Annotated in this window: 21 protein-coding genes; 6 read left to right on the top strand and 15 right to left on the bottom strand. The window is 62.7% G+C overall.

The window, feature by feature from the left end:
• Positions 1-308: 308 nt before the first annotated feature.
• Entirely contained in the window at positions 309-827 is a 519-nt protein-coding gene (locus FKL89_RS14825; RefSeq protein ID WP_156863539.1) for an REP-associated tyrosine transposase, read from the top strand.
• A gap of 141 nt (positions 828-968) precedes the next feature.
• On the opposite strand, the gene FKL89_RS14820 is transcribed toward FKL89_RS14825, so the two are convergent.
• The 3 genes from FKL89_RS14820 to FKL89_RS14810 form a co-directional block, all read right to left on the bottom strand.
• Positions 969-2,177 (bottom strand): acetylornithine/succinyldiaminopimelate transaminase, encoded by a 1,209-nt coding sequence (locus FKL89_RS14820; RefSeq protein ID WP_156864728.1) that lies wholly within the window; start codon positions 2,175-2,177, stop codon positions 969-971.
• An 87-nt stretch (positions 2,178-2,264) separates the two neighbouring features.
• Complete coding sequence (locus tag FKL89_RS14815) at positions 2,265-2,648, bottom strand: RidA family protein (protein WP_156863538.1); 384 nt, start codon at positions 2,646-2,648, stop codon at positions 2,265-2,267.
• A gap of 360 nt (positions 2,649-3,008) precedes the next feature.
• On the bottom strand, positions 3,009-3,671 hold the full coding sequence (locus FKL89_RS14810) for a glycine zipper 2TM domain-containing protein (protein WP_162527532.1): 663 nt from the start codon (positions 3,669-3,671) through the stop codon (positions 3,009-3,011).
• A gap of 318 nt (positions 3,672-3,989) precedes the next feature.
• Here FKL89_RS14810 and FKL89_RS14805 point away from each other — a divergent pair, with 318 nt between their 5' ends.
• Positions 3,990-4,571: a sigma-70 family RNA polymerase sigma factor gene (locus FKL89_RS14805; protein WP_156864727.1), complete on the top strand. Its 582-nt coding sequence runs from the start codon at positions 3,990-3,992 to the stop codon at positions 4,569-4,571.
• Entirely contained in the window at positions 4,568-4,756 is a 189-nt protein-coding gene (locus FKL89_RS14800) for a zf-HC2 domain-containing protein (protein ID WP_238363375.1), read from the top strand. The genes FKL89_RS14805 and FKL89_RS14800 overlap by 4 nt, the downstream gene beginning before the upstream one ends.
• A 7-nt stretch (positions 4,757-4,763) precedes the next feature.
• Here FKL89_RS14800 and FKL89_RS14795 read toward each other — a convergent pair whose 3' ends face one another.
• The 5 genes from FKL89_RS14795 to FKL89_RS14775 are packed head-to-tail and all read right to left on the bottom strand — an operon-like array spanning position 4,764 to position 11,339.
• Positions 4,764-5,603, bottom strand: a complete 840-nt coding sequence (locus tag FKL89_RS14795) for a sulfurtransferase (RefSeq protein WP_156863535.1) — start codon at positions 5,601-5,603, stop codon at positions 4,764-4,766.
• A gap of 18 nt (positions 5,604-5,621) precedes the next feature.
• Positions 5,622-8,003, bottom strand: coding sequence for a DNA primase (gene dnaG, locus FKL89_RS20580; protein WP_156863534.1), 2,382 nt, complete (start codon positions 8,001-8,003; stop codon positions 5,622-5,624).
• 43 nt (positions 8,004-8,046) lie between these two features.
• A complete protein-coding gene (locus FKL89_RS14785; RefSeq protein WP_238363374.1) occupies positions 8,047-9,270 on the bottom strand; it encodes an ABC transporter permease in 1,224 nt (407 codons plus the stop codon).
• Positions 9,267-10,040, bottom strand: a complete 774-nt coding sequence (locus FKL89_RS14780; RefSeq protein WP_156863533.1) for an ABC transporter ATP-binding protein — start codon at positions 10,038-10,040, stop codon at positions 9,267-9,269. Before FKL89_RS14780 ends, FKL89_RS14785 begins: the two co-directional genes overlap by 4 nt.
• Positions 10,041-10,058: 18 nt before the next feature.
• The gene (locus FKL89_RS14775) at positions 10,059-11,339 is read right to left on the bottom strand and encodes an efflux RND transporter periplasmic adaptor subunit (RefSeq protein WP_156863532.1); all 1,281 of its coding nucleotides are present in this window, start codon (positions 11,337-11,339) and stop codon (positions 10,059-10,061) included.
• 160 nt (positions 11,340-11,499) lie between these two features.
• On the opposite strand from FKL89_RS14775, the gene FKL89_RS14770 reads away from it, so the two are divergent.
• Positions 11,500-11,865 (top strand): VOC family protein, encoded by a 366-nt coding sequence (locus FKL89_RS14770; protein WP_156863531.1) that lies wholly within the window; start codon positions 11,500-11,502, stop codon positions 11,863-11,865.
• A gap of 223 nt (positions 11,866-12,088) precedes the next feature.
• On the top strand, positions 12,089-12,652 hold the full coding sequence (locus FKL89_RS14765; protein WP_156864725.1) for a response regulator: 564 nt from the start codon (positions 12,089-12,091) through the stop codon (positions 12,650-12,652).
• Between the two features lie 72 nt (positions 12,653-12,724).
• Here FKL89_RS14765 and FKL89_RS14760 read toward each other — a convergent pair whose 3' ends face one another.
• The 7 genes from FKL89_RS14760 to FKL89_RS14725 form a co-directional block, all read right to left on the bottom strand.
• The gene (locus FKL89_RS14760; protein ID WP_156863530.1) at positions 12,725-14,794 is read right to left on the bottom strand and encodes a putative bifunctional diguanylate cyclase/phosphodiesterase; all 2,070 of its coding nucleotides are present in this window, start codon (positions 14,792-14,794) and stop codon (positions 12,725-12,727) included.
• Positions 14,795-15,136: 342 nt separating this feature from the next.
• Positions 15,137-16,201 carry a class II fructose-bisphosphate aldolase gene (gene fba, locus FKL89_RS14755; RefSeq protein WP_156863529.1) on the bottom strand — a complete coding sequence of 355 codons (1,065 nt, stop codon included), beginning with the start codon at positions 16,199-16,201 and terminating at the stop codon, positions 15,137-15,139.
• A 44-nt stretch (positions 16,202-16,245) separates the two neighbouring features.
• Positions 16,246-17,526, bottom strand: a complete 1,281-nt coding sequence (locus FKL89_RS14750; RefSeq protein ID WP_156863528.1) for a SulP family inorganic anion transporter — start codon at positions 17,524-17,526, stop codon at positions 16,246-16,248.
• A gap of 15 nt (positions 17,527-17,541) precedes the next feature.
• Complete coding sequence (locus FKL89_RS14745; RefSeq protein WP_162527531.1) at positions 17,542-18,456, bottom strand: dimethyl sulfoxide reductase anchor subunit family protein; 915 nt, start codon at positions 18,454-18,456, stop codon at positions 17,542-17,544.
• On the bottom strand, positions 18,453-19,202 hold the full coding sequence (locus tag FKL89_RS14740; RefSeq protein WP_156863526.1) for a 4Fe-4S dicluster domain-containing protein: 750 nt from the start codon (positions 19,200-19,202) through the stop codon (positions 18,453-18,455). Before FKL89_RS14740 ends, FKL89_RS14745 begins: the two co-directional genes overlap by 4 nt.
• 76 nt (positions 19,203-19,278) lie before the next feature.
• Positions 19,279-22,224: a molybdopterin oxidoreductase family protein gene (locus FKL89_RS14735; protein WP_272953700.1), complete on the bottom strand. Its 2,946-nt coding sequence runs from the start codon at positions 22,222-22,224 to the stop codon at positions 19,279-19,281.
• 338 nt (positions 22,225-22,562) lie between these two features.
• Positions 22,563-23,309, bottom strand: coding sequence for an SIMPL domain-containing protein (locus FKL89_RS14725; protein WP_156863524.1), 747 nt, complete (start codon positions 23,307-23,309; stop codon positions 22,563-22,565).
• 210 nt (positions 23,310-23,519) lie between these two features.
• On the opposite strand from FKL89_RS14725, the gene FKL89_RS14720 reads away from it, so the two are divergent.
• The gene (locus FKL89_RS14720) at positions 23,520-24,452 is read left to right on the top strand and encodes a DUF3034 family protein (RefSeq protein ID WP_156863523.1); all 933 of its coding nucleotides are present in this window, start codon (positions 23,520-23,522) and stop codon (positions 24,450-24,452) included.
• The last annotated feature ends 51 nt before the right edge of the window (positions 24,453-24,503 follow it).

Below are 24,503 nucleotides of genomic sequence, written 5' to 3'. Positions count from 1 at the left end.
CGAATTCGACGAGGTCTCGCTGCGTCGAAAGAAAAAGGACAGTGAACGGGAAGTCGACGTCGTTTCCGTGCTCATCGCTTTGGGCCTAGGCGCGGCGCTAGTTTGGTTTCTATTCCTTCGCAGTTAGAGGTAGCCTCGATGCAGCGCAGCGGAATCGAGGAATCGTGCGGTTGCTGATCGCAACCAATGTTGATGAATCATTCCGTGTCGAAGCACTTTTCCGATTTCCCAATTCTCCTCTCCCGCGTGCGTTTTCCCTCGATTCCGCTTCGCTGCATCGAGGCTACGGATTGTTGTGGTGCTGATTGATGGTTGCGTATCGGCGTAACTTTGTGGCGGGCGGGACGTACTTCTTCACGGTGACTTTGCGGGATCGTCGTTCGCCCTTGCTGGTGGAGCGCATCGAGGATTTGCGGGCTGCGTACCATCGGGTGCGCTGTGAACGGCCGTTCACCACCGACGCAATCGTGGTGCTACCTGATCACCTGCATTGCATCTGGACGCTACCGCCGGGTGACGCTGACTACGCGGGGCGCTGGAAGGCGATCAAGGCGCGCTTCACCTCCGCTTGCCGACGTGCGGGCGTTGCGCTCACCCGTGATGACGCCGGCGCCTATGACCTCTGGCAACGGCGCTACTGGGAACACACCATTCGCGACGAACGCGACTTCGAAGGCCAAGTCAACTACATCCAGTACAACCCGGTGAAACATGGTCATGCCGACACGCCGGGCGGCTGGCCGCATTCGTCGTTTCATCGTTACGTGCGGAACGGGCTCCTGCCGCCAAATTGGGCTGTCGCGCCGGAGTTGGACGTCCCTGAATGAATTCGACAGGCACGGGTTTCCTCGATTCCGCTTCGCTGCATCGAGGCTACAACACGCGGACGCCGTCGAATGACTCCGACAGCCGTCGTGGTTCCCTCGATTCCGCTGCGCTACATCGAGGCTACGTTATCGCGCTGTTGATCAGGCGCTAACGACTTCCGCAATCGCGCGCTCGGTGCGCGCAAGGCCTTCGTCGATTTCGGCGTCGCTGATGTTGAGCGCCGGCGCGAAACGCAGGATGTTGTTGTTGCCGGCGGTGAGGAACACCACGTTGTTGCGGTGGCCGGCCTTCATGAATTCACTGGCGCGGTTGTCGTACTTGGCGACCAGCTCGCAGCCAAGCCACAGGCCTTCGCCGCGCACGTCGGCAAACACGTTGTACTTGCTGTTGATGGCCGCAAACCCTGTGCGCAGGCGCTGCTCGGCGACCAGCACGCGCTGCAGGAAGGCTTCGTTGTTGACGATGTCAATCACCGTCTCGGCAACTGCAGCGCCCAGCGGATTGCCGCCATAGGTGGTGCCGTGAGTACCCGGCTGCATCACTTCGGCGACCTCGGCACGCGCCATGAAGCAGCCAATCGGGAAGCCACCGCCGATGCCCTTGGCGCTGGTCAGGATGTCCGGCGTCACGCCTTTTTGCATGTAGCTGTAGAGCGCGCCAGTACGGCCCACGCCGCTCTGGATCTCGTCGAAGATCAGCAGCGCGTTGTGCTTGTCGCATAGCTCGCGCGCGGCCCCGAGGAATGCGGCGCTGCCCGGATACATGCCGCCTTCGCCCTGCATCGGCTCCAGGATGATGCAGGCCACGTCGTCATCCATCACCGCGCGCAAGGCATCCACGTCGTTGTATGGCACATGGGTGATGCCCGCTGGCACCGGGCCCATGCCCTTGGTGTATTTCGGGCTGCCACCGGTAGACACCGCGAGCCAGGTGCGGCCATGGAACGAATTGGTGGTGGAGATGATGCGGTGCTTCTGCTCGCCGTATTTGGTGCTGGCGTACTTGCGGGCCGTTTTCAGCGCGCCTTCGTTAGCCTCGGTGCCGCTGTTGCACAGGAACACGCGGTCGGCGAACGTCGCGTTGACCAGCTTCTGGGCGAGCCGCATCGCGGGCTCGTTCACCATGTAGTTCGAGATGTGCCACATGCGATCGGCCTGCGCCTTGAGCGCGGCGTTCAGCGCCGGGTGACAGTGCCCGAGCGAGAGCACAGCCACGCCACCGGCGAGGTCCACATAGTCGCGGCCCTCGCTATCCCAGATGCGCGACCCGGACGCTCGCACCGGCACAAATTGCGCCGGGACGTACGTCTGAAACATCACCTCATCGAACGTTGCCCGGCTCACGCGCATCGTTTCGGCTTCGCGAACGTGCGCCGGGGCGGCAAGGTTGGACTGGGTTCTGATCGGGTCAAGCATTGGACTCCTGGTTACCTCTCGTTAGTGGTTGTGGTCGTGACCGTGGCCGTGCGAGCTCATGCCGTTGCACGCCGTGATCTGGATTTCCACCTTGTATTCCGGTTTGGCGAGCTTCGCTTCAACCGTCGCACGGGCGGGCGGATTGCCTTCCGGGACCCATGCGTCCCAGGCCTCGTTCATCTGCGCGAAGGTGTTGATGTCCGCGAGGTAGATCGTGGCCGTGAGAATGCCTTTTTTGGTGGCGCCGCCTTCTTCCAGCAGTTCATCAATCTGCTTGAGGATCTGCTCGGTCTGGCCTTTCACGTCAGCCGACGGATCAGCGGCAACCTGCCCGGCCAGATACAGAAAGCCGTGGTAGGTGACCATTTCGGAAAGACGCTTGCCGACGCCGTAACGACGAATCATGATGTGCTCCAAGTGAGACGAAAAAATTTGCGCCCATTGTACGGGCGTCGTGCTGCGCTGCCGCACGCAGCGTTCATGCAAACAAAAACGGCCACCAGTGGTGGCCGTTGAGGCAATCCCGCGTGGAGCGGGTTGGCAGAGGCAAGGCTGGGAAGGGGAGGCCCGGCCGGGCTGCGACTGCGCAATGTCGCTGTGATCGCTTCACCGGGTCCCGCCGTCGGGCAAGGGGGAGGAGCCCGACGGCAGATGCCGCGCGCGTGATTTCGGGGGAGGAGACGCGGGCGGCGGGTGATGGAGGTCAGCGTTATCGTTGTTCGGTTACTTGCTCTTGGAAGATGTGGAAGCGGTTAACTCAATTCGTTACGGGCGACGCACCGGCGGCGGAACGTCCGGCGCTAGGTTGACGCGCACATTCATCGTGGGGCCCGGGTCATAGGCCATCCGCGTCGTGTAATCGCGGCCCTGATAGCGGTAGGCCACGTTGTAGCCAACGATTTCGTCGCGGCCGTCGTAGACCGTGCGGCAGCGCTGTACGGTGCGCGTCTCCGGCACATAGTCAACACGGGCCGGGCCGCTGGCGACCGGGGCTGCGGTGGTGGCCGGTGCGCTGTTTTCGATCTGGTTACCGACCAGACCGCCAACGATGGCGCCGGCGGCGGTTCCGCGATCGCGGCCGCCCGACGAGTTGCCGAACTGATGCCCCACCACGCCGCCGATGATGGCGCCGATGATGGTGCCAGCGCCGACGGTGCGCTCACCCGTGGGGGCAGGCGCAGGTGCTGGCTGTCCTGGGGCGTAATTGGCGGTGACGTAGCCTTGCGACGGCACCGTGCGCGTTTCGGTCACGGTTTCATTGGCGCATTCCTGACGGGGAACGTTGTTGCGCTCGTAAATCGGTTGCGCGGAGAGCACCTGTGCGGTGTCGCTATAGCTTTGCTGCGGCGGTGCGTAGGACGGCGCCGGCTGCGCAACGGCCGCAGTGACCGCAACGGCGGCCAGCGTCATGGCAAACATCTGTTTCATTGGATTCTCTCCTTCGTTGCTCCGCTCGCAGCGGAAAGCGCTATCGGAAAACTCTGCGCCATTTGCGCGGGTCAACTGGTTGGACAGCACTCGCGCAAAAACGTGCCCCGAGGCGAACTCGTTGACGGTTGTCTGGAGCATTCAGACTACTCGTCACCTTTTTGTTGAAACTCATATCCCGCGCGGGCTGAAGGCGAAAATTTGGAAAAGTCGACTTGATGCCAATTGACTCACTGAGCCCAGTTTCGGTGAGGATTTCATCGAAAAGCCATACACTCGCAGCACGCCAAAAACTCCCGATTGCTGCCTTCGTTCACGATGACCGACCTTGCCAAATTTGCCGACGATGTCGCCGAATCACGCAGTTATCTGCTGCGCTTCGCCCGCCTGCAGCTACGAAATGACGCCTGGGCCGAAGATGTGGTGGCCGAGACCATGTTGGCGGCGCTCGAAAAGCCGCAGAGCTTCGGCGGTCGCTCCAGCCTGCGCACCTGGCTGGTCGGCATCCTCAAATTCAAGATCATCGACTGCCTGCGCGCCAATTCGCGCGAAGTGGCATCGTCGGTCAATACCGATGAGGACGCCGAGCTGGAGGATTTACTGTTCGTGCCCGATGGCCACTTTCGTGGTGACACCTACGACTGGCCCAACCCCGAGCAAACGCTCAATTCGAAGCAATTTCTGGAGGTGCTGGATGTCTGCATCAACCAGATGCCGCCAACGATGGGCCGCGTGTTCCTCATGCGCGAGTGGATGGAGTTTTCCACCGACGAGATCTGTAAGGAATTGCAGATCACCTCGTCCAATGCTTGGGTGCTGCTGCATCGGGCACGCTTGCGGTTGCGGGAATGCCTGCAACTCAAGTGGTTCGGCAACGGCCCTGCCAAGACGTCAACATGAAATTCCTGCGCACCTGCCGTGAAGTCGCGGCTCTCGTCTCCGAACGCGAAGATCGCGCGTTGTCGGCGACTGAACGCGCCGTGATCCGGGCACACGCTTTCATCTGCCGTCGCTGCACGAAGTGGGAAGCGCAAGTGAGCTTCATGCGCAAGAGCATGAAGGCCTGGGGCAACTATCGCGATTGAGGCCGGCCTAGCTGCGCGCCACCGGGCGTGACGGATCGGCGCACCATTCGCTCCAGCTCCCGGCGTAGAGCCGGCTGCCGCCAAGTCCGGCGTGTTCCATCGCGATGATGTTGGCGCAGGCCGACACGCCGCTACCGCACTGATGAATCAGTTGTGCCGGGGTGCGACCGGCCAGCACCACCTCGAATTCGCGACGCAACTCTTCAGCCGACTTAAACACGCCGTCGCGCAGGTTGAGCGCGAACGGGCGATTCAGCGCACCGGGGATGTGTCCAGCCACCGGATCCACCGGCTCGACATCACCACGATAGCGCTCATGTGCACGGGCGTCGAGGATGCGTTGCGACGGGTCAGTAAGCGCTGCCAGCGTGTCAGCGGCGTTGAGCAGCATGCCCTTGCGCACGGTGGCCTGAAAGTTGGTAGCCGCGCGCTGGCGCGCGGTGGTGTCAATGGCACGGCCTTCTTTCTGCCACTGCGCGTAGCCGCCATCGAGCACAAAAACGTTGTCGTGACCCAGCCAGCGCAGCATCCACCACAGCCGGCCGGCGTACATGGCATTGCCGCCGTCGTAGACGACCACGCGGCTGGCATTGCCGATGCCCTTGCGCCCGAGCGTTGCTGCGAAGGTTTCCGCCGTCGGCCACGGATGGCGGCCGTTGCTGCCGGTTTTCGCGGCGGAGAGATCATCGTCGATCGACATGAAGATCGCACCCGGCAAATGGCCGGCGGCATAAGCCTCCGGTCCCAGTGAAGGGTTCAGCAGGTCATGGCGGCTATCCACGATCACCAGATGTGGATCAGCCAGTTGCGCGGCCAGGTCAGTGGTGGAAATCAGCGGTGAGGTCATGAGATTGAGCAGTGTGAACTAGAAAGGCGCGTCGTGCTGGTCGTCCGGCGACGGCGCGAAGTTGGCGTTGAAGTCGAACGGGATGTCGTCGAGATCGTCGTCCGGGGTTTGATCCGGGTCGCTGGCACCGGAAAGTGATGACTGCCCGACGCCGGGGTTGTCGGTGACGGCTGCCCAGATCGCATCAAGAACGCCCGACCGATTTTCAGTCCATTCATTGTTCCAGACGCGAATTACCCGAAAGCCTTCCTGTCTGAGAAAGTCATCGCGCTTCTGATCGTAGTCAGCGTTTTGAGAATGCTGTGATCCATCTAGTTCGACAACGACTGATCTGGATAGGGCAACAAAATCCGCAATGTAGGGACCAATCGGCTGCTGCCGCTTGAATTTCACGTCGGCGAAGCGGTGGGCGCGAAGCTCTTGCCATAACTCCTGCTCCCAAGGGGTTTGATTGGCACGTAGTTCGCGTGCGAAGTCGCGAAGACGGTGCGCAGCGTCTTCCCCTCTCCCTTGAGGGGAGAGGGGCAGGGGAGAGGGTGACGGCTGCGCCCCAGGTGCTGGTGGCTGGGAGGCCATCATCCCCCTCTCCCCAACCCCTCCCCCACCAGGGGGGAGGGGCAGAGCATTTGCAGTAGTCGCTTGACGTCGCGGTCCGAGAGCAAGAATTCCGAGATTGGCGAGATTCTGTGGGACGGACACTACCTGAGTTGACTGAAATAGTGTCCCCGACTCAATCTGATTACGTAGCTCACGTAGCTCGCTCTCAGCTTCCTCGAAGGGCACTCTCTCATCTATGTCGACATCTTTGTCTACTAATAAACTTGATACGGTAGACGCGAAGTCTGTCTGCTCGAACTGTGCATGCCAAATACCAAAGTGAGATGGCCCATCCATCTTGATCGCTTGATTTGCCACGGCGATCAAGAGTCTTAACGCGAAATTGGTCTCGTCCGCCTTAGCTGGCACAGTTCCGGCAATGACCATCGCGAGTTTGGGCTGAGCAAGAATCCGCCTCGATTGAAGCAGTAGACGCTTTTCTAACGGATCAAATCGTAGAGGTGGCGGTCTGACTCCGGAATATTGTCTGTAGCTGGTCTGTTGCTCTTCCTCGGTCGGAGCAGCGCGCTTAACTGGTGGCAGTACCGATGCAAGCGAAAGTTCAGTGTCTTTGGCAAGGACCGTTCCCAGTGACTCGCGCAGCATCGGTGCGCTCACCAGCTCCAGGTGCGAACGTGCCGCTGCGGCGCGCGCTGCCTTGGCCTCCGCGCTATCACCGGGGTGGCGCTTGTTGAGCTCATCAATCCAGTACTGCGACAATGGCAAGGCGTTGGCGACGTACTCCTCGAATGCCTCGCGACCATGCTCACGCACGTAGCTGTCGGGGTCGTGTTCTTCGGGCAGGAACAGGAAGCGGATCTGCTTGCCGTCGCGCAGCGCCGGCAGCGCGTTCTCGAGCGCACGCCAGGCAGCGCGCTGGCCGGCGCTGTCGCCATCAAAGCTGAACACCACTTCGTCGGCCAGCCGCATCAGGCGCTGCACATGCGCTTCGGTGGTCGCGGTGCCGAGTGTGGCCACGACATACTCCACGCCGTACTGCGCCAGCGCGACCACGTCCATGTAGCCCTCAACCACCAGCACGCGATTCACCTTGCGGATTGCGCCCTGCGCCTGAAACAGGCCATACAGTTCGCGCCCCTTGCTGAAGATCGGCGTCTCGGGGGAGTTCAGGTATTTCGGGCCATTGCCGTCATCCTTGGAACCGAGAATGCGCCCGCCAAACGCGATCACCGCGCCCTGCTGATTCAGGATCGGGAACATCACCCGTTCGCGAAAGCGGTCGTAGCGTTTGCCGGCGTCGCCAGTGGTGACCAGCCCGGCGGTTTCCAGCAACTGGTTGTCGGCGTAGTCGTCAAAGGCCTCTGCCAGAGGCTGCCAGCCGGCCGGCGCCCAGCCCAGATGAAAGCGGCGTGCGACCTCGCCGCTGACACCGCGCTTCTTGAAGTAGTCAATCGCGATCGGCGAATGCTTCAGTTGCTGCTTGTAAAAGCCCGCAGCGGTGAGCATCACGTCGAACAGGCCGCCCGCCTGCGGGTCGGCCGGTCGCGAGTTGTCGCGCGGCACGGTGAGGCCGACGTTTTGCGCCAGCTCCTCAACGGCATCGGGGAAGCTCTTTCCGCCATATTCCATCAGGAAGGTAATGGCCGAGCCATGCGCACCGCAGCCGAAGCAGTGGTAGAACTGCTTGGTCGGGCTGACAGAGAACGAGGGCGATTTTTCCTTGTGGAACGGGCAGCAGGCCTGATAGTTCTGGCCGGCCTTCTTCAGCGGTACAAAGCGGTCGATCACCTCGACGACGTCGACGCGCGACAGCAGCTGGGCGATGAAGTCGTTTGGGATCACTCCCCTATTTTCGCTGAATTGCCGGCGCTGACCGGGCGATCAGCTATTCGTAGCGCAGACACTCCACTGGCTGCAGTTTCGACGCCCGCCGTGCCGGATAAAAGCCGAAGAACACGCCAACCGCGCCGCTGAACAGGGTGGCGATCAGGATGGCCTTGATGCCGACCACCAGCTCGAATTTGCCGCTGGATGAGACAGCTGCCGCCAGAGCAGCCGACAGTGCGATGCCAATCAGGCCGCTGACCACGCAAATGGCTACCGCCTCAATCAGAAATTGCCACAGCACGTCCGACGGACGCGCGCCGATCGCCATGCGGATACCGATCTCGCGCGTCCGCTCGGTGACCGATACCAGCATGATGTTCATGATGCCGATGCCACCCACCACCAGCGAGATCGCGCCGATGAAACCCAGCGCCACCGACAGACCGGTTGCGATTGCCGCCCCCGACTTGGCGAATTCGCCAAAGTTGACCACGCGGAAGTCGTCCTCGTCGTCAGCGCGAATGCGGTGACGGTCACGCAGCAGCTCCTTGATATCGACCACCATGTCGTTGACGGATTCGGCCGATTTCGACTGCGCCACCACGTATTGCACGCTGCGAGGTGACGCCGTGCGTATGAGCGATACGCGCGCCGTGGAAATCGGCACGATCACGATTTCGCCGATATCGCCGGCGTCAAAGCTCTGGCCCTCGTTATCGAGTACACCCGTAACCTGAAAACTCTGGTTGTCAATTCGAATGGTCTGGCCAATGGGATCGGCTTTGTAGAACAGCTGCTCGGCGGTCTTTTTGCCCAGCACGGCAACGCGCGCGACGCTGGCCACGTCAACCTCGGTGATCGGGCTGCCTTTCGCCATGCGCAGATTGCGGATGCGGAACGAGGCCGGTGTGGTGCCCTGCACCTGCGTATTGCTGTTGTCGTTGCCCACCGAAATCTGCGAAAACGTCGTCAGCATCGGCGCTGCGCCGACCACGCTCGGCAAGCGGTTCACCGCCTCGGCGTCGTCCAGCGTCAGCGTCTGTACGGTGCCGGTGCGCAGTCGCGCGCCAGCGGACTTGCGCATGTCGGCCTGCACCAGAACCAGGTTACTGCCGAGCACTGCGAGCTGCTTGTCGATGAATGCCTTGATGCCATCGCCCACCGCCAGCATCAGTACAACGCTGGCGATCCCGATGATGATGCCCAGCATGGTCAGCAAGGTGCGCAGCGGGTTGGCCAGCATGGCACCGGCGGATTCAGCAAGCAATTGCGTGAATTTCATGCCTGCTCCTCAGTGGTAGCCGTGCTCAGGCTGCCTGCCAGGTTGACCGCTTCTTCCTGTGCCAGTTCACGCAAACCTTCGCGCGCCGGGCCGTCGTAGAGCACCAGCCCGTCCTTCAGGCGAACCAGCCGCCGCGCAAATGCCGCGATGTCCGGCTCGTGGGTGACCAGGATGATGCTTTGTCCGCGATCGCGATTGAGCTCGGTGAGCACCGCCATGATGTCGGCACTGGTGCGGGTGTCGAGGTTCCCGGTCGGCTCATCGGCCAGGATCAGCGGCGGATCGGCAACCAGTGCCCGCGCAATGGCGACGCGCTGCTGCTGGCCGCCCGAAAGCTGGTTGGGCTGCCGCCGCGCCAGTTCACCGAGGCCAACGCGTACGAGCTGGTGCTGCGCGCGCTCGCGCGCCTGTTTGCGGTTGACACCGGCGTAGATCAGCGGCAGCGCCACGTTGTCAAGGATCGACATGCGCTTGAGCAGGTTGAAACTCTGAAAGACAAAGCCGATGGTGCGGTTGCGCAATCCGGCCAGCGCGGCACGGGAGAGGCTGCCAACGTCTTCTCCAGCCAGCGAGTAACTGCCCGAAGTCGGTGTGTCGAGGCAGCCAAGCACGTTCATCAGCGTTGATTTGCCGGACCCGGATTGCCCCATGATCGCGACGAACTCGCCACGCTGCATCGCCAGATTGATGCCATGCAATACGGGCGTTTCAATGCGATTGCTGAAATAACTCTTGCGAACGTCGCGCAATTCGACGAGTGCGGTGGTCATGGGTTGCGTTCCGTGCCGCTACTGCCTGGTCGGGTCGGCCAGCAGTGAGCGCACCACAACGCGGTCGCCGGCGGTCAGCGGGCCCTTCACAATTTCGGTGAACTTGCTGTTGGCGACGCCAATGACGACGTCGACCGGCTCGGCGCGCTGCGGCACTTTCACGTCCTTGCCGTCAGTGATGCGGTAGATGCGGTACAGCCGCTCGCCGGATTTGGTGCGCAACCCTAGCTCGTCGGTGCTGTCGGCCTCGGCGGCGGCTTTGTCAGCGTCCTTTGCCTTGTCGCTTTCTTTGCCTTTCGCCTTCTCGTCAGCCGTTTTTTCGCCGAGCATCTTTTTCTTGACCGTGTCCATGGCGATTTCAAACTCGCTCGGCCGATAGCGCAGTGAAGCGGTGGGCACCCGCAGTGCGTCCGGCTTGTTGGCGGTGATGATGCGCACCTGCGCCGTGAGGCCTGGCTTCAGCAGCTCATCGGGGTTGTCGACCTCAATCACCACGTTGTAGGTCACAACATTCTGCGTGACGTTCGGCGACAGACGGAATTGACGTACCTTGCCCTCGAAGTCACGCTCCGGAAAGGCATCCACCACAAAGCGCACTGCCTGGCCCGCCTTGAGCAGACCAACATCTGCCTCGGAGACGTTGGTGTCGATCTGCATCTGCTTGAGATCACGCGCGATGGTGAACAGGTTGGGAGTCTGGAAGCTGGCGGCGACGGTTTGTCCAAGATCGGCGGTGCGCTTGATGATCACGCCGTCGATGGGCGAGCGGATGATGCTGTTGGCCACATCGGCCTGTGCGCGCTCCAATTGCGCACGGCTGAGATCAACCTGCGACTTCGCTGCGTCCAGTGCCTGCCGTAACTGCTCCAGCGTGGCGCGCGAGATGAAGCCCTGTTCGACCAGTTTCAGGTTGCGGTTGTAGTTGCTGTCAGCCAGCGTCAACTGGGCTCGCGCCGCCTCCAGTGAGGCAGTGGCCTGCTTGACCTGGGCATTGAGCAGGGTGGGGTCAAGCTTCAGCAACACCTGCCCGCGCTTCACGCGATCATTGAAGTCCGCCGAAAGTTCGCTGACAGTGCCGGACACCTGCGTGCCCACGTTGACCAGTCCCACCGGGTTCAGCGTCCCCGTTGCCGTGACAAACTGCACGATCGCCCCGCGATCAACATCCGCCACCTTGTAGCGCGGCTTTTCATCTGGCGCTCCCAGCTTCATCTGCAGCGCGTAGCCGCCCCACAGCAAGCCACCCAGCCCCAGCAGTACCAGCGAGCCGACGACTCGCCCTTTTGTGAATATCGCCATCGCCACTCCGTCGCGTTCCGCCCAGAGCATCAGGCGTAGCGGGATTTTGCATTCCCTGTGGCAGTCACCAAGCCCGTTGCGACGAATGGCGGGTGCGCGTGCCGGATGGCGGTGGCAGCGATAGACTTGCCGTCCATCTATCGGTTCGACGGAGATTGCGATGATTGGCTACGTTACCCTGGGCTCCAACGATCTGCCGCGTGCATTTGCTTTTTACGACGCCTTGATGGCCGAAGTCGGCGCCACCCGCAGCTGGGAGTCGGAGACAGGCGTGTCCTGGGGGCAGAAGCGCGGGGCCAGCCTGGCCGTGATGAAGCCGTTCAACGGCGAGCCCGCGACTGTGGGCAACGGCGTGATGGTGGCGCTGGCCATGCGCTCGAAAGAAGACGTCGATCGCATCTACGCCAAAGCCATCAGTCTTGGTGCAACGGATGAAGGGGCGGCGGGGTCGCGTGGCACCGGGTTCTACGCGGGGTACTTTCGGGATCTTGACGGCAACAAGCTTTGCGTGTTTGTGATGGGGTGATTGATCGCCGCAACCGTTTGCTGCAGCGCCTCTTCGGGGCGCCTGCCTCGCTTTGCAGCGAAAGCCCCGCAATCAGGCGGAGGTGCCGTTGCTGCGGCATTGCGCTAAGCTTGAAGCATCTCGGGAAAAGAGCCAATCTTCGAAGTGTTGCGTACGCGCTCGCGCAAGGTGCGACGGCCCAGTGGTCAAAGCAGTAGGGGGGCCGAGTAAAAAAGGGGGGATTATGTCTTTGCTGGGTTTTTTCAGACGTCGTCCATTGCCCACACCGGCGGCCGACACTCGCCCTGGTGAACCCACCACTACGGGCGGGCCAGCGCAGCCCGTTGAACGGCGCCGTCGGGCACGCAGGCGTGTACCGGAAGGCACGTCGATCCTGATTGTTGACGACTCCAAGACAATGGTCGCAGCGCTGGGGCGAATGCTTCGCGAGAATGGCTTCGTCATCCTCGAAGCGTTTGATGGCGAGACCGCGCTCGAGCTGCTGCGCAAGAACAAGCCGAGCCTGATTTTTCTTGATATTGTGCTGCCCGGTATCAGTGGCTTCGACGTGCTGCGTCGTGTTCGCCGTTCGCAGTACGTTGGCTCGGTACCGGTCATTGTGATGAGCGGCAACGAAGCCGCAACCGAGGAGTATTACGTCAAACGCATCGGCGCCGACGACTTCATGCGCAAACCCTGCTCGCGCGCGGAGGTGTTCTCCCGCGTCGAACGGTTGCTCAATCTCGAACCCAAGGCGCTCGACGACTCGGACGCCAGCGACGATGCCCCGATGATGGCGGGGGATTAGCTGGCAGGTGCGCGCGAATTCGGGCAGTTGACACTGCGCCGGGCGGATGCGACACCGGCGCAGCGTGCCGAGCTAAACGACGCCTGCGTGGCCCGCGCCACCCATTCCGTTCGCGCCGACGCCTGATCCCCCCAGACGTTGCCACAGCGCGTCGGCTGTCATCGGCTCGCTGTGCAGAAAGCCTTGATATTCCTGACAACCGCGCTCGCGCAACCAGTGGAGCTGGCGCGGGCTGTCGACGCCCTCGGCGACCACTTTCATGTTCAACATGCGCGCCATGCCAAGAATGAGATCGGTGATCGGGCTCGCGGTGTCCAGCGTGACGATGAATGAGCGGTCGATCTTGAGCGTATCCACGCGATAACGCTCAAGATTGGCCAGGTTCGAGTAGCCGGTGCCGAAGTCGTCAATGGCGATGCGGAACCCGGCCTCAATGAGCCGCTCAAGCGTGCGGCTGGCGTCGGTGTCGGGGCCGAGCAGCATTGATTCGGTCACTTCCAGTTCGATCTGCTGCGGGTCGCGATGATGTTCGGCGAGCAGGGCTACCATCGCGTCGACGAAGAACGGCGCCATCATCTGCTGGGCGGAGATGTTGATCGAGATCGGCAGCCGGATGCCGGCCACCTGCCATCGCGCCTGCTGGCGCATCGCCTCGGCGGCGATCCACAGGCCGAGTGGCTTGATCAGGCCGGTGTCTTCGCAGAGCGGGATGAATTCACGTGGCGGAATCAGGCCGCGCGACGGATGCCGCCAGCGCACCAGCGCCTCGGCGCCCACGATGCGGTTGTCGCTGACCGCCACGCGCGGCTGGTAGTGCAGCTCAAACTGCGATTTCTCGAGCGCATCATGCAGTTCGCGCTCAAGTTCGAGACGTTGCTGCAGGCGCTGATCCATAGACATGTTGAACCACACGGCGCCGTTGCCGCCGAGCCGCTTGGCCTCGTACATGGCAAGGTCGGCGCGGCGCATCAGGGTGGTGACGTCGCGGCCATCGTCGGGGTAAATGGCGATGCCCACGCTGGGCGTGACGCGCCAGAAGATATCGCCCACTTGTACTGGATCGCGAAACTCAGCGCAGGCACGGTTGACGATTTCCTGCAGCCAGCCGCGACCGCCATTCGGGTGCGCGGCGAGGATCAGGAATTCATCGCCACCGACGCGGGCGATGAACTCGCCGCCCACCAGTGACCGACGCAGGCGCTCCGAGATGGCGATCAGCAGTTCATCGCCAATAGCGTGGCCAAGCGAATCGTTGACCAGCTTGAAGCGGTCCATGTCGATGTAGAGCATGCCGATCTGCAGATCGGACGCTGTCTGTGGCTGTGCTGCCGTGCGCAGCAGACGATCGAACTCCACCCGCACCATCGCCCGGTTGGGCAGGCCGCTGAGCACGTCATGCTGCGCCAGAAACAGCGCCTCCGACTCGGCCTCCAGCAGGCTGCTGACATCGGTTTCGCTGACCAGTCTTGCCGGCTGTCCGGTCACGGCGTCGTGGCACTGCCGCACGACGACCTCATGGGCGACCACACCGCGCTCGGTGCGCACATTGGTGATCAGGCTGGCCTCGCCACCGGCGGCCAGCGCAGCCTCGATGCGCTGGCGATCGGCGCCTTCAATGAAACGTTGGCTGAAGGCGTCCCGCCCTGCCTCTGCCGACCGCCGGGCGGCCGGATTGCGATAGATGGCATTGCCGCTCTCGTCATAGAGCGAGATCATGACCGAGGTGTGCAGCAGTGCTTCCACACTACGGATGGCCTCGGGGGTGTTCTCCATCGCCAGCAGCCCTTCGCACAGCATCGCCATGCGGCCGTCGGCCAAGGGCAAGCCCATGAAAGTCACCTGCAGCGTGACTGGCTCGCCCTTGGGATAGAGCGTCCACACTTCCGAGAAAGTTTCGGTGCCGCGTGCGAAATCAGCCTGGTACTGGCGCAAGCGCTGCGCGACGGTCGCAGACATGTCCACCCGCATATCGCGGGTGCAGAGCTCGGCGAGCGACTCGGCTCGCCACAGTCGCAGCCCGCTCTGGTTGGCCCAGAGGTGACGGCCATTGTCGATGTCGTAGACCCACAGCGGCGTCTGCGCGTACGTCAGCGCCGCCAGGACAGCGTCGGGCAGAACTACTGATTCGCCGAGGGCACTCATCTGGTTTTGGCCGGCATTCACCAGACGCGGTGGATCCCGACAACGATTCCCAACGCAAACGATGAATCGAGTTTACGGGGCGAGTCGCGGCGCCGCAAGAATTGTCCGAAATGGGACTTTTTCGCCCAATCGGGTTATATCTTTTGGCTGCATGCACGGATCGATAAGGGCTGGCAGGCCAAAAGTCGTCAAGTCGACTTTCGCGAAAATCAGCTGCCAGGCCCATTCAAATGGGCGTTTCAGCGAAAAGACAATCGGTCACCGGTAGACGATCGCTGCACCAGCCAGCCTCGTACAGCCGACGCCGCAGCTGCACCAACGCGATACAGCGCGGCGCAGGTACTACTGGACGATTTGTGCCAGCTCGCCGCGCGCGTATTTGCCCGCCATGTCCACGAGCGTCGCGCCCTTGACCTTGCCGCCCTGACCTTGGCAGCCGAATTCGAGGTAGCGCTGTTTGCAGATCGCTTTCGCCGCTTCGCGCGCGGGCTTCATCCATTCGCGCATGTCGAACTTGTCCGGGTTTTCGGCCTGGAACTTGCGCACGGCAGCGGTCATGGCAAGGCGGATGTCGGTGTCGATGTTGATCTTGCGGACGCCGTGCTTGATGGCTTCCTGAATCTCGGCGACCGGCACGCCGTAGGTCTCTTTCATCTTGCCGCCGAACTGGTTGATCAGCGCCAGCAAGTCTTGCGGCACGCTCGACGAGCCGTGCATGACCAAGTGGGTGTTCGGAATGCGCTTGTGGATTTCCTTGACGCGGCTGATCGCGAGCACATCGCCCGTCGGCGGGCGGGTGAACTTGTAGGCGCCGTGGCTGGTGCCGATGGCGATCGCCAGCGCGTCAAGCTGTGTGGCCTTGACGAATTGCGCGGCTTCTTCCGGGTCCGTCAGCAGCTGGTCGTGCCCCAGTTTGCCAACCGCGCCAACGCCGTCTTCCTCGCCAGCCTCGCCGGTTTCGAGCGACCCGAGGCAGCCGAGCTCGCCTTCCACCGTGACGCCAACTTTGTGCGCCATGGCGACGACCTGCTTGGTGACGTCAACGTTGTAATCAAAGTTCGCCGGCGTCTTGCCGTCTTCCTTCAGTGAGCCGTCCATCATCACCGAGCCGAAGCCGAGATCAATCGCGCCCTGGCAGATCTTCGGGCTGGTGCCGTGGTCCTGATGCATGACCAGAGGAATGTGCGGGTAGGCCTCGGTCGCGGCGGCGATCAGGTGCTTGATGAAGCTCTCGCCAGCGTACTTGCGAGCGCCCGCGCTGGCCTGCAGGATCACCGGCGCGCCCACTTCGTCGGCGGCCGCCATCACGGCCTGCACCTGCTCGAGATTGTTGACGTTGAACGCCGGAATGCCGTAGCCGTTCTCGGCGGCGTGGTCGAGCAGTTCGCGCATGGAAACGAGGGCCATCGTGCTGTCCTTGCAGGGGCTGTAGTGGGATGTAGCCCGCTATTTTATTCAGCGTGGCCAGCTGTAGCGCGGCTACGGCGAATGCGGCCGACCACATGGCCGACGGCAACGCCGAGCAGGATGGCCCATTCCAGCGGTATTGCGAGCGTAGCGATGAACGTGGCAAGCAGCGTGATGCGCTCGAACTTGTCGGCGAGCAGGTAGCGAAACTCCCGGCGATCCACCAGATTCCACGCCACCAGAAACAGGATCGCGGCGACCGCGGCCAGCGGCAGATAGCGGGCCAGCGGCGCCACGAAGAAAAGGATGGCGACCAGAAACGTCGCCGCGCAGATCGCCGAAAACGGCGTGACGGCACCCGCTGCCATGTTGACGCCGGAGCGATTGAACGAGCCGCTGGCCGGGTAGGACGAAAAGAACGAACCCACGATATTGGCAACACCCTGCCCGAGAAACTCCTGATTGCCGTCCAGTTTCTCGTGTCGCCGCTTCGCCAGTGCTTGCGCGATGGACACCGCTTCGGCCAGCGCCAGCAGCGTCATCGCGATCGACGGCACCAGCAGCTGACGCAGCGTATCGGGGCTAAGGTCAGGCGACGACAGCGGCGGGATGGCGCTGGGCAATGCATCGACCGTCCGCAGCACGAGATTGGGCTCAACCCAGCGGGCGAATGCCGCCACCGTGCTGCCAGCGACGACAGCCACCAGCATGGCCGGGACGATGCGATTGAGCGGCTGCCAGAGGACGGCAGCAAGCAGCGTCAGGCAACCGGTTGCGATCGCCACCGGCTGAACGGTGGGCAGATGGGCGGCGAACTCAATGACGGTTTGTGCCACCGAAGTGCCGCGCGGGATGTCGACGCCGAAGAAGTTGCGGATCTGCGAATTCACGATCAGTACCGCCGCACCTGCCGTGAAGCCTACGATCACCGTGTGCGAGACGTAGTCGATCAGGCGCCCGGCCTTCACCAGCGCCAACAGCAACTGCCAGCAACCCACCATGAACGCCAGCGTGATCACCAGCTCCACATAGCGCGGCGATTCAGGCTGCGCCAGCGGCGCCATGATCGCGAGAACCGTTAACGAAATGGCGTTCGCCGGGCCGGTCACCATCACGCGCGACGAACCGAACAGCGCAGCGATCACGCAGGGAACCATCGCCGAATAAAGGCCATACGCCGGTGGCATGCCGGCCAGCGTGGCGAAGGCCACCCCCTGCGGCAGCACGACGATGGCGCCAGTGAGTCCCGCCAGCACGTCGGTACGCAGCGTGGCGCGGTTGCGCAGCAGGGGCAGCCACGCGAGAAAGGGCAGAAATCTCGTCACTGCGCTGACGTGGCGCTACACACGTTGCTGTCCGTGATAGAGCCGCACCACATGCTCCGCTTCGGCGAAGAACAGCCAGCGTTCCACCAGCAGGCCAATCAGGCAGATCACCGATGCCGCCCAGAACCATTTGGTGAAATAACAAAGCAACAGCGGCAGCACGAAGCCACCGATGATCGCAACCCAGCGCAGCAGACGAGCCTGTTCGCGTGCCAGCACAAAGCCGAACTCATTGGTCAGGAAGGTGCCATGCGAATGCCCGGCGTCGAGCAGCCGCACGTTGCCTTCACGAAAGCCCAGCGCATCATTGATGAGGTGTGTCTTGCGCGGATGCTTCAGCAGATAGGCCACATAGAACACCATGCCAATCGCCAGCAGCAAAATGGCCATCATCGGTTTGCCAACCGGCCCAACTTCAGCGGGGCGGAGCGACAGCACGGCCGGTAGCAGCACCGCGCCGCTCATCAGCCCGAACAATACGTATTTCGCTGGCGTCATCCAGGTGTTCCAGCGCGGAATGGTCTTCAGGCAACCGTAGATCATGCCGGTGCAGAACATGATGGCAATCGCCAGTGCGACCAGCAGCCACAGCGTGACCGGTGTCACCTGCGGCAGGCCGTTGTCCAGCGCGTACAGATGCAGCGCCGCCAGCGGGTACAACGCGATGGCGAGCAAGCCCTCGCGCGACAGCCACGATGTGCGCCAGCGTGTGAGCGAATACACGGCATTCTTGCGGTTGGCGAGATGCAGTGTTGACGAGATCAGGCCCGCAGTGATCAACAGTGCTGCAATTGCGGCGCCTTTGTAGAACGTCAACGCGTCCATGCGGATGTGATCGGCCATCAGCGAGGCAATCAGCAGCCACACCAGCAGGCCCAACCCGGCACCCGAGGAGACCGTGAAGAAGATGACGGAGAGGGCGGGTTTCACAGGTTGATCAACCGGTTCACAAAGGCTTTGGCCTTGTCGCTGAGGCCTTGCCGCAGCGGCAGCGTGGGCGTCACCTCGACTGGCTTGCGTGGCGATAGATAAGCGTTGGTCGGGCGATAGCCAAGGTCAGGCAACATCTCCTGGCGGCCACGTGCAGCAGCGAGTTGCGACACTTTCGAGGTCGAGTCGTCGTAGTCGCCGAAGTGTCGCGCGTGGGTCGGGCAGGCCAGCACGCAGGCGGGCTGGCGCTCGGCTTCAGGCAATTGCGTGTCATAGATGCGATCGACGCAGAGCGTGCACTTCTTCATGACGCCCTTGTCCTGGTCCAGTTCGCGGGCGCCATAGGGGCAGGCCCAGGAGCAGTAGTTGCAACCCATGCAGCGCTCGGGATCGACCAGTACGATGCCGTCTTCCGCGCGCTTGTAACTGGCACCGGTCGGGCACACGGTCACGCAGTGCGCGTCCTCGCAATGCATGCAGCTCATTGGCACGTTGACCGTCTTCGAAAGCGGCTGCAGGCCATTCGCGTCCGCCTGCGATCCACAGCGATGCGGCGAGTACGCCGGGTCGCCTTCAATCTCGAAATGGCGGATGCGGTTGTACCAGGTGCCGCTGGGGGACTTGCCCCAGGCGTCATAGTCCGGTGCGCCACCCATCAGCGATTCGCCGTTCCATTCCTTGCAGGCGACCGCGCAAGCATGGCAGCCGACGCAGGTGTCAAGATCAATGGCGAGACCTAGGCGCATGCGAACCACACAGGTAGGGCGGAAATGGCCCGTCTCGTGAATACAAGGCGGGCAATGCCCGCCCTACGATTGAACATCATCGTCCAAACTCCAGCTTCGGCCACACACCTGATTCCTCCGCCTTGCGGATACGCACGCGCAGGTCGTACCACGCGGCCTGTCCGGTGATCGGGTCGCTGTTGGAAAGCCGCTCGCCGGATTCAGCGCGGATGCTTTCCGCGATCAGATGGTTGAGCAGGAAGCCCACAGTCGCCTCCGACGCGTCGCGCTCCAGCCCCCAGGCCTCGCTCATCTTGCCGATGGCGTTCCAGGTCCACACGGTGTTCGCCTCGACGCCCTCCATCGTCTTCATCTGGCAGCGGATCCTGCCGTGCGGGGATTCCACCCACACCCAGTCGAGGTCGGCAAGGCCCAATGACGCGGCGGTCGCCGTGTTCACGTAGAGATAGTTCTGCGCCACGATCTGGCGCAACCACGCGTTCTGGCTGTCCCACGAGTGATACATCATCATCGGGCGCTGGGTGATGGCGTGCAGCGGGTAGTCGGGCGCAGCGCCCGTTTCATGCGCCGGCAGGGCGGACGTTTCGTACCACACCGGCAACGGATCGAAATACTGCGCGAGCCTCTGCTTGTCGACTTCCCGGGTGGGCTGCCGACCTGGGTACAGCCCCTGACCGGCAAGACGAAATTTCTGCAGCGGCTCGGAATAAAGCTGCGCGATGATGGGCTCCGCCTTCGGAATGAACGCGGCATCCGCGGCGGCCTGCAGATAGTCGCGATTGACGCCGCGCATCCAGCGCTGGTTGTCGGGCCAGTGATGCGCGAAGAAGCTCTGCGCACCGATGTAGGCCTGCCACTGCTGCGGATTCGGTTCGCCGCGAAAAGACTTTTCGCCATCCTTGCCACGGAAGCCCGCGAGGAAGCCGATGCCCGGCGCACGTTCGTAGTTGACGATGAAGTCGGTGTAGCCAGCGAATTTGCGCGCCCCGTCGGCTTTGACGAACGCCGGGAACTTGAGCCTCGTCGCCAGCTCGACCAGCACGTCCTGCCACGGCCGCACATCGCGGTCGAGCGGCAGCACCGGGTGGCGGATCGAATCCGCTGCCGCGTCAGGCTCGCTGATCGGGCGGTCGAGAAAACTGATCGCGTCGTAGCGCTCAAGGTAGGTCGTGTCAGGCAGCACCAGATCAGCGAAGCGCACCGTCTCGCTGTCAAACGCGTCAGCGACGACCAGGAAGGGAATCTTGTGATTGCCTGCCTCATCCCTGGCGCGCAGCATCTCTTGCGTGCCCGCCGTATTCATCGCACTGTTCCACGCCATGTTGGCCATGAACAGGATCAGCGTGTCGATGGGGTACGGGTCGCCCTCGACGGCGTTCTTGATCACCGCGTGCATCATGCCGTGCGAAGCGAGCGGTGCTTCCCATGAATACGCCTTGTCGAGCCGCAGCGGATTGCCACTGGCATCGAGCGCCAGTTCCTCCGGTCGAGTCGGAAAGCCGAGCGGCGTTTTCGACAGCGCGGTGTCGGGCGCATTGATGATGCCGGGGTCATTCTCGGGCAGTTGCGCGGGCGGGATCGGCCGCGGGAACGGCGCCTTCGAGCGGAAGTTGCCGGGGCTGTCGAGTGCGCCGAGCAGCATCTGGATCAGGTGCAGCGCGCGGCAGGTCTGAAAGCCGTTGGCATGCGCGCTGATGCCACGCATCGCGTAGAACGCCACCGGCCGGCCGACCACCTTGTCATGCACATTGCCGTAGATATCGGTCCACCGGCAGGGCAGCTCGATGGTTTCGTTGAACGCCACATGCGCCATCTCGCGCGCGAGGCGGCGGATCTGTTCGGCGGGAACCCCGCATTGGGCGGCAACGGTGTCGGCCGCGTAGTCGGTGCTACTGTAGCGGTTGAGGATGAGGGAGAAGACGGTACGGACTCTTTGGCTCCCCTCCCCCCTCGTGGGGGAGGGGTTGGGGGAGAGGGGGCTGGTCGCATCGTCGTCAGTCGTTGAGGCACCGTCACCCTCTCCCCTGGCCCCTCTCCCCTCAAGGGAGAGGGGAACAGAACCACTCCAGTGCAGCGCCGGCGCCACGCCTTTCTCCATCCGCTTCGTCGCCTGCGACTGCTGATCCCAGACCAGCGGCTTGCCTTCGTCATCGCGCAGAAACAGGCCATCCTGCGCGGTGCCGGGCGCGTCAATCACCAGCCATGGCGCGTTGGTGTAGCGCACGAGGTAGTCGTGATCGATCCACTCGTTCGCAAGCAGCTCATGCACGATGGCGAGCGCGAGCAGGCCGTCAGTGCCGGGCCGGATCGGCACCCATTCGTCGGCGATGGCGCTGTAGCCGGTGCGTACCGGATTGACGCTCACAAACTTGGCGCCGCGCGTCTTCAGCTTGTCGAGGCCAATCTTGATCGGGTTTGACGAATGATCCTCGGCCACGCCCCAGAGCACGAAATACTTCGCGCGGTCCCAGTCGGGCGCGCCGAATTCCCAGAACGAATAGCCGATCGAATAGAGGCCGGCAGCGGCCATGTTGACCGAGCAGAAGCCGCCGTGCGCGGCCCAGTTCGGCGTGCCGAACTGTTGCGCCCAGAGGCCCGTCAGCGCCTGCATCTGGTCGCGGCCCGTGAAGAACGCGAGCTTCTTGGGATCGGTCGCGCGGATATGCGCGAGGCGTTTGCTCAGCAGATCAAGCGCGTCGTCCCAAGAAATCGGGTCGTAGACGCCGTCGCCCCGCTCGCTGCCGGGACGGCGAATCATCGGGTGTTGCAGCTTCGCCTTCGAATACTGCTTCATGATGCCCGCGCTGCCCTTGGCGCAGAGCACGCCCTGATTCACCACGTGATTCGGGTTGCCCTGGATGAAGCGTACGTGCGTCTTACACGGCTGGCCGGGTTCCCCGGGTCTTTCTTCCGTCGTCACCTTGATGCCGCAGCGGCAGGCGCACATGTAGCAGGTGGTGTGATGCACCTGCTGCTGGCTGCGATCCTCGAAACGGATCGGGCGTTCGCCAGCGGGCGTCAACGGAACGCTGCTAGCCGCGATGTCAGGTTTGAGTGAAGGCGGAGCGGATGATGAAGCAGGAGGCAAAGCGGGCAGGCCCAGATCGAGGCATCGGTACGGCGGCTGCCGACGGTTCCCCTATTGTGCCTAAGTCATACATATGAGTTGGGCGAAAAAGATAAACAGCGGAACCTCCGGTTCCGAAATAGTCCCTGCCAAGCAGAAATCGTCCCGCGTTTGCCAACGGCTTCTCGTCAAGAATGAAGATAAGACTGGGCTGGAAGCCGAAAAATACGCAAAGTCGATAATTGACACTTTGCTGCTGATAGCCCATTGAGAACAGGAATTTCGACAAAAAGCTATTGACTCATCAGCACCGTACCGCTCACGGTCAGCGTGAGGCTGACCTTGCCGCCTTCAATCGCCACCGGCTCGGCGTCAGCCATCGGCGCCGTGGCAGCGCGCATGGCGTACACCTTTGGCTGGATGGGGCGCACATCACCGCCGATGCTGCCGAGATTCACGTCACGCAACGTGTAGCGCGCGAAGCCGAAAGCGTGGCTGGCGGTTTGCGCCTTGGTGCGGAAGGCCGCGATGCCACGCTCGACCAGCGCCTGCTCCTCACGTTCGCGCAACTCGCGCGAGATCTCCAGGGCCGAGCCGACGATCATCAACTTTTGCTGGGCGAGTTTGCCAGCGAGGGCACCGAGCGCCGCGAAATCCCGGCTTTTGAGGATCAGCTCGGCGCGCACCGTCCAGCCGTCGCGCCCGCCCTTGCTGTTCCAGCGCTGGCTGGTGGAGAACGCTCCCGTGCGCGCTTCCACGCCTGCGGCCGCCTTCGCCTGCGCGAGGGCGGCGTTGATCGCCTGCTGCACTTCGCGTGTGATCGGCGCTGCTTCGGCGCCCTGCGCCTCGGCGGCAAGCGTGATCACGGCGAGATCCGGGATGACCTCGCTCGTCACGGTGGCGTCCAGCGTCAGCGCGTCGCGCGACGGCGCTGCGGTAGCCAGGTTCTGACCGTTGGCCGCGGCTGCCAGCAGTGCTGCACACGTGAACGCCAGCACGGTGGCCTGGCCGGAAGAGCGTTTGAGGAGGTTCAGATTCATGGAGGTCCTTATGGGTGGTAATGCCGTGCCGCGCCGCGCTATGGGAGATTTTGCGCCGGCGGTCACGCCTAATGAAACGAGTGATTGACCGAAACGGGGTTGACAGGGGCTGGCAGCGACCGAAAACCGCCGCGAAAAATTGTGCGTATAGGCTTGGTCGCGCCGTCAGACGGGCGTTTTGGTACCAGTAAATACAAATTCAAGGCAACCATGCAGCAGAAAACCTGGAAATTTACGGCCCTTGGCGTTGGCGTGGCACTGCTTGGCACTCTCCTCGCGGCCGGTGGCGTCTCGGCGCAGGACATCAGCGGCAAGTTGCGCGCCACCGGCGGCGTGTCAACGGTGGAAGGCTCGGGCGGTGGCGGGCTGGCGACGTGGGCGCTGATCACCGGTTACGGCACCGAGAACCAGATCGGCGCCAATGCCCATCTCACGGGCGTCAAAACGCGCGACTACGCGCTCACCACCGGCGGCGTCGCGGTCGGGCTCTACGATCGTGTCGAGCTATCCTACGCGCGGCAGGAGTTCAACACCAAGGCTGTGCTGACGGCGATCAGCCCCGCGCTGCGCGACTACAAACTCAAGCAGGACGTTTTTGGCGCCAAAGTCCGCGTGATCGGCGACGCCATCTACGACCAGGACCGGCTGCTGCCGCAGATCGCCGTGGGTGTTCAGGTGAAGGACAACAAGGACGACACCGTGATCCCATTCCTCAACGGCGCACTCGGGTCGAACATCCGCAATCGCGGTACCGATTTCTACGTCGCTGCCAGCAAGCTCTTCCTCGACAAGAGCCTGCTGCTGAACGGCACCGTACGTTTCACCAAGGGCAACCAGTTCGGCCTCGTCGGCTTTGAAGGCCCGGATGGCAAGCGCTACCGGCCCGAGTTTGAAGGCTCGCTGGCCTATCTGTTCCGTCGCGATCTGGTGGGCGGCATCGAGGTGCGCACCAAGCGCGGCAATCTATCCAACGCGGCGTTGAACCTGAGCGAAGGCACCGCGTGGGACGTGTTCGTGGCGTACTTCCCGAGCAAGAACGTGTCGGTTACCGCCGCCTACGTCGATCTCGGCCAGATCGTCGGCGCGCTGACCAGCGGGCGGCGACAGACTGGCGCCTACCTTTCGCTGCAGGTCGGGTTCTAGCGGGCTCCTGGCGCCTCACGTTCCGTGTGCGGTCAAATGGGCGGTGCTCTC

The organism is Casimicrobium huifangae, assembly GCF_009746125.1.
Taxonomy (GTDB): Bacteria; Pseudomonadota; Gammaproteobacteria; order Burkholderiales; family Casimicrobiaceae; genus Casimicrobium; species Casimicrobium huifangae.
This window is presented reverse-complemented; position numbering and strand designations above follow the sequence as displayed.

Coding starts and splice junctions, on each gene's coding strand:
- FKL89_RS14825 (WP_156863539.1), top strand. CDS start 309: ATGGTTGCGTATCGGCGTAACTTTGTGGCGGGCGGGACGTACTTCTTC.
- FKL89_RS14820 (WP_156864728.1), bottom strand. CDS start 2,177: ATGCGCGTGAGCCGGGCAACGTTCGATGAGGTGATGTTTCAGACGTAC.
- FKL89_RS14815 (WP_156863538.1), bottom strand. CDS start 2,648: ATGATTCGTCGTTACGGCGTCGGCAAGCGTCTTTCCGAAATGGTCACC.
- FKL89_RS14810 (WP_162527532.1), bottom strand. CDS start 3,671: ATGAAACAGATGTTTGCCATGACGCTGGCCGCCGTTGCGGTCACTGCG.
- FKL89_RS14805 (WP_156864727.1), top strand. CDS start 3,990: ATGACCGACCTTGCCAAATTTGCCGACGATGTCGCCGAATCACGCAGT.
- FKL89_RS14800 (WP_238363375.1), top strand. CDS start 4,568: ATGAAATTCCTGCGCACCTGCCGTGAAGTCGCGGCTCTCGTCTCCGAA.
- FKL89_RS14795 (WP_156863535.1), bottom strand. CDS start 5,603: ATGACCTCACCGCTGATTTCCACCACTGACCTGGCCGCGCAACTGGCT.
- FKL89_RS14785 (WP_238363374.1), bottom strand. CDS start 9,270: ATGAAATTCACGCAATTGCTTGCTGAATCCGCCGGTGCCATGCTGGCC.
- FKL89_RS14780 (WP_156863533.1), bottom strand. CDS start 10,040: ATGACCACCGCACTCGTCGAATTGCGCGACGTTCGCAAGAGTTATTTC.
- FKL89_RS14775 (WP_156863532.1), bottom strand. CDS start 11,339: ATGGCGATATTCACAAAAGGGCGAGTCGTCGGCTCGCTGGTACTGCTG.
- FKL89_RS14770 (WP_156863531.1), top strand. CDS start 11,500: ATGATTGGCTACGTTACCCTGGGCTCCAACGATCTGCCGCGTGCATTT.
- FKL89_RS14765 (WP_156864725.1), top strand. CDS start 12,089: ATGTCTTTGCTGGGTTTTTTCAGACGTCGTCCATTGCCCACACCGGCG.
- FKL89_RS14760 (WP_156863530.1), bottom strand. CDS start 14,794: ATGAGTGCCCTCGGCGAATCAGTAGTTCTGCCCGACGCTGTCCTGGCG.
- fba (WP_156863529.1), bottom strand. CDS start 16,201: ATGGCCCTCGTTTCCATGCGCGAACTGCTCGACCACGCCGCCGAGAAC.
- FKL89_RS14740 (WP_156863526.1), bottom strand. CDS start 19,202: ATGCGCCTAGGTCTCGCCATTGATCTTGACACCTGCGTCGGCTGCCAT.
- FKL89_RS14725 (WP_156863524.1), bottom strand. CDS start 23,309: ATGAATCTGAACCTCCTCAAACGCTCTTCCGGCCAGGCCACCGTGCTG.
- FKL89_RS14720 (WP_156863523.1), top strand. CDS start 23,520: ATGCAGCAGAAAACCTGGAAATTTACGGCCCTTGGCGTTGGCGTGGCA.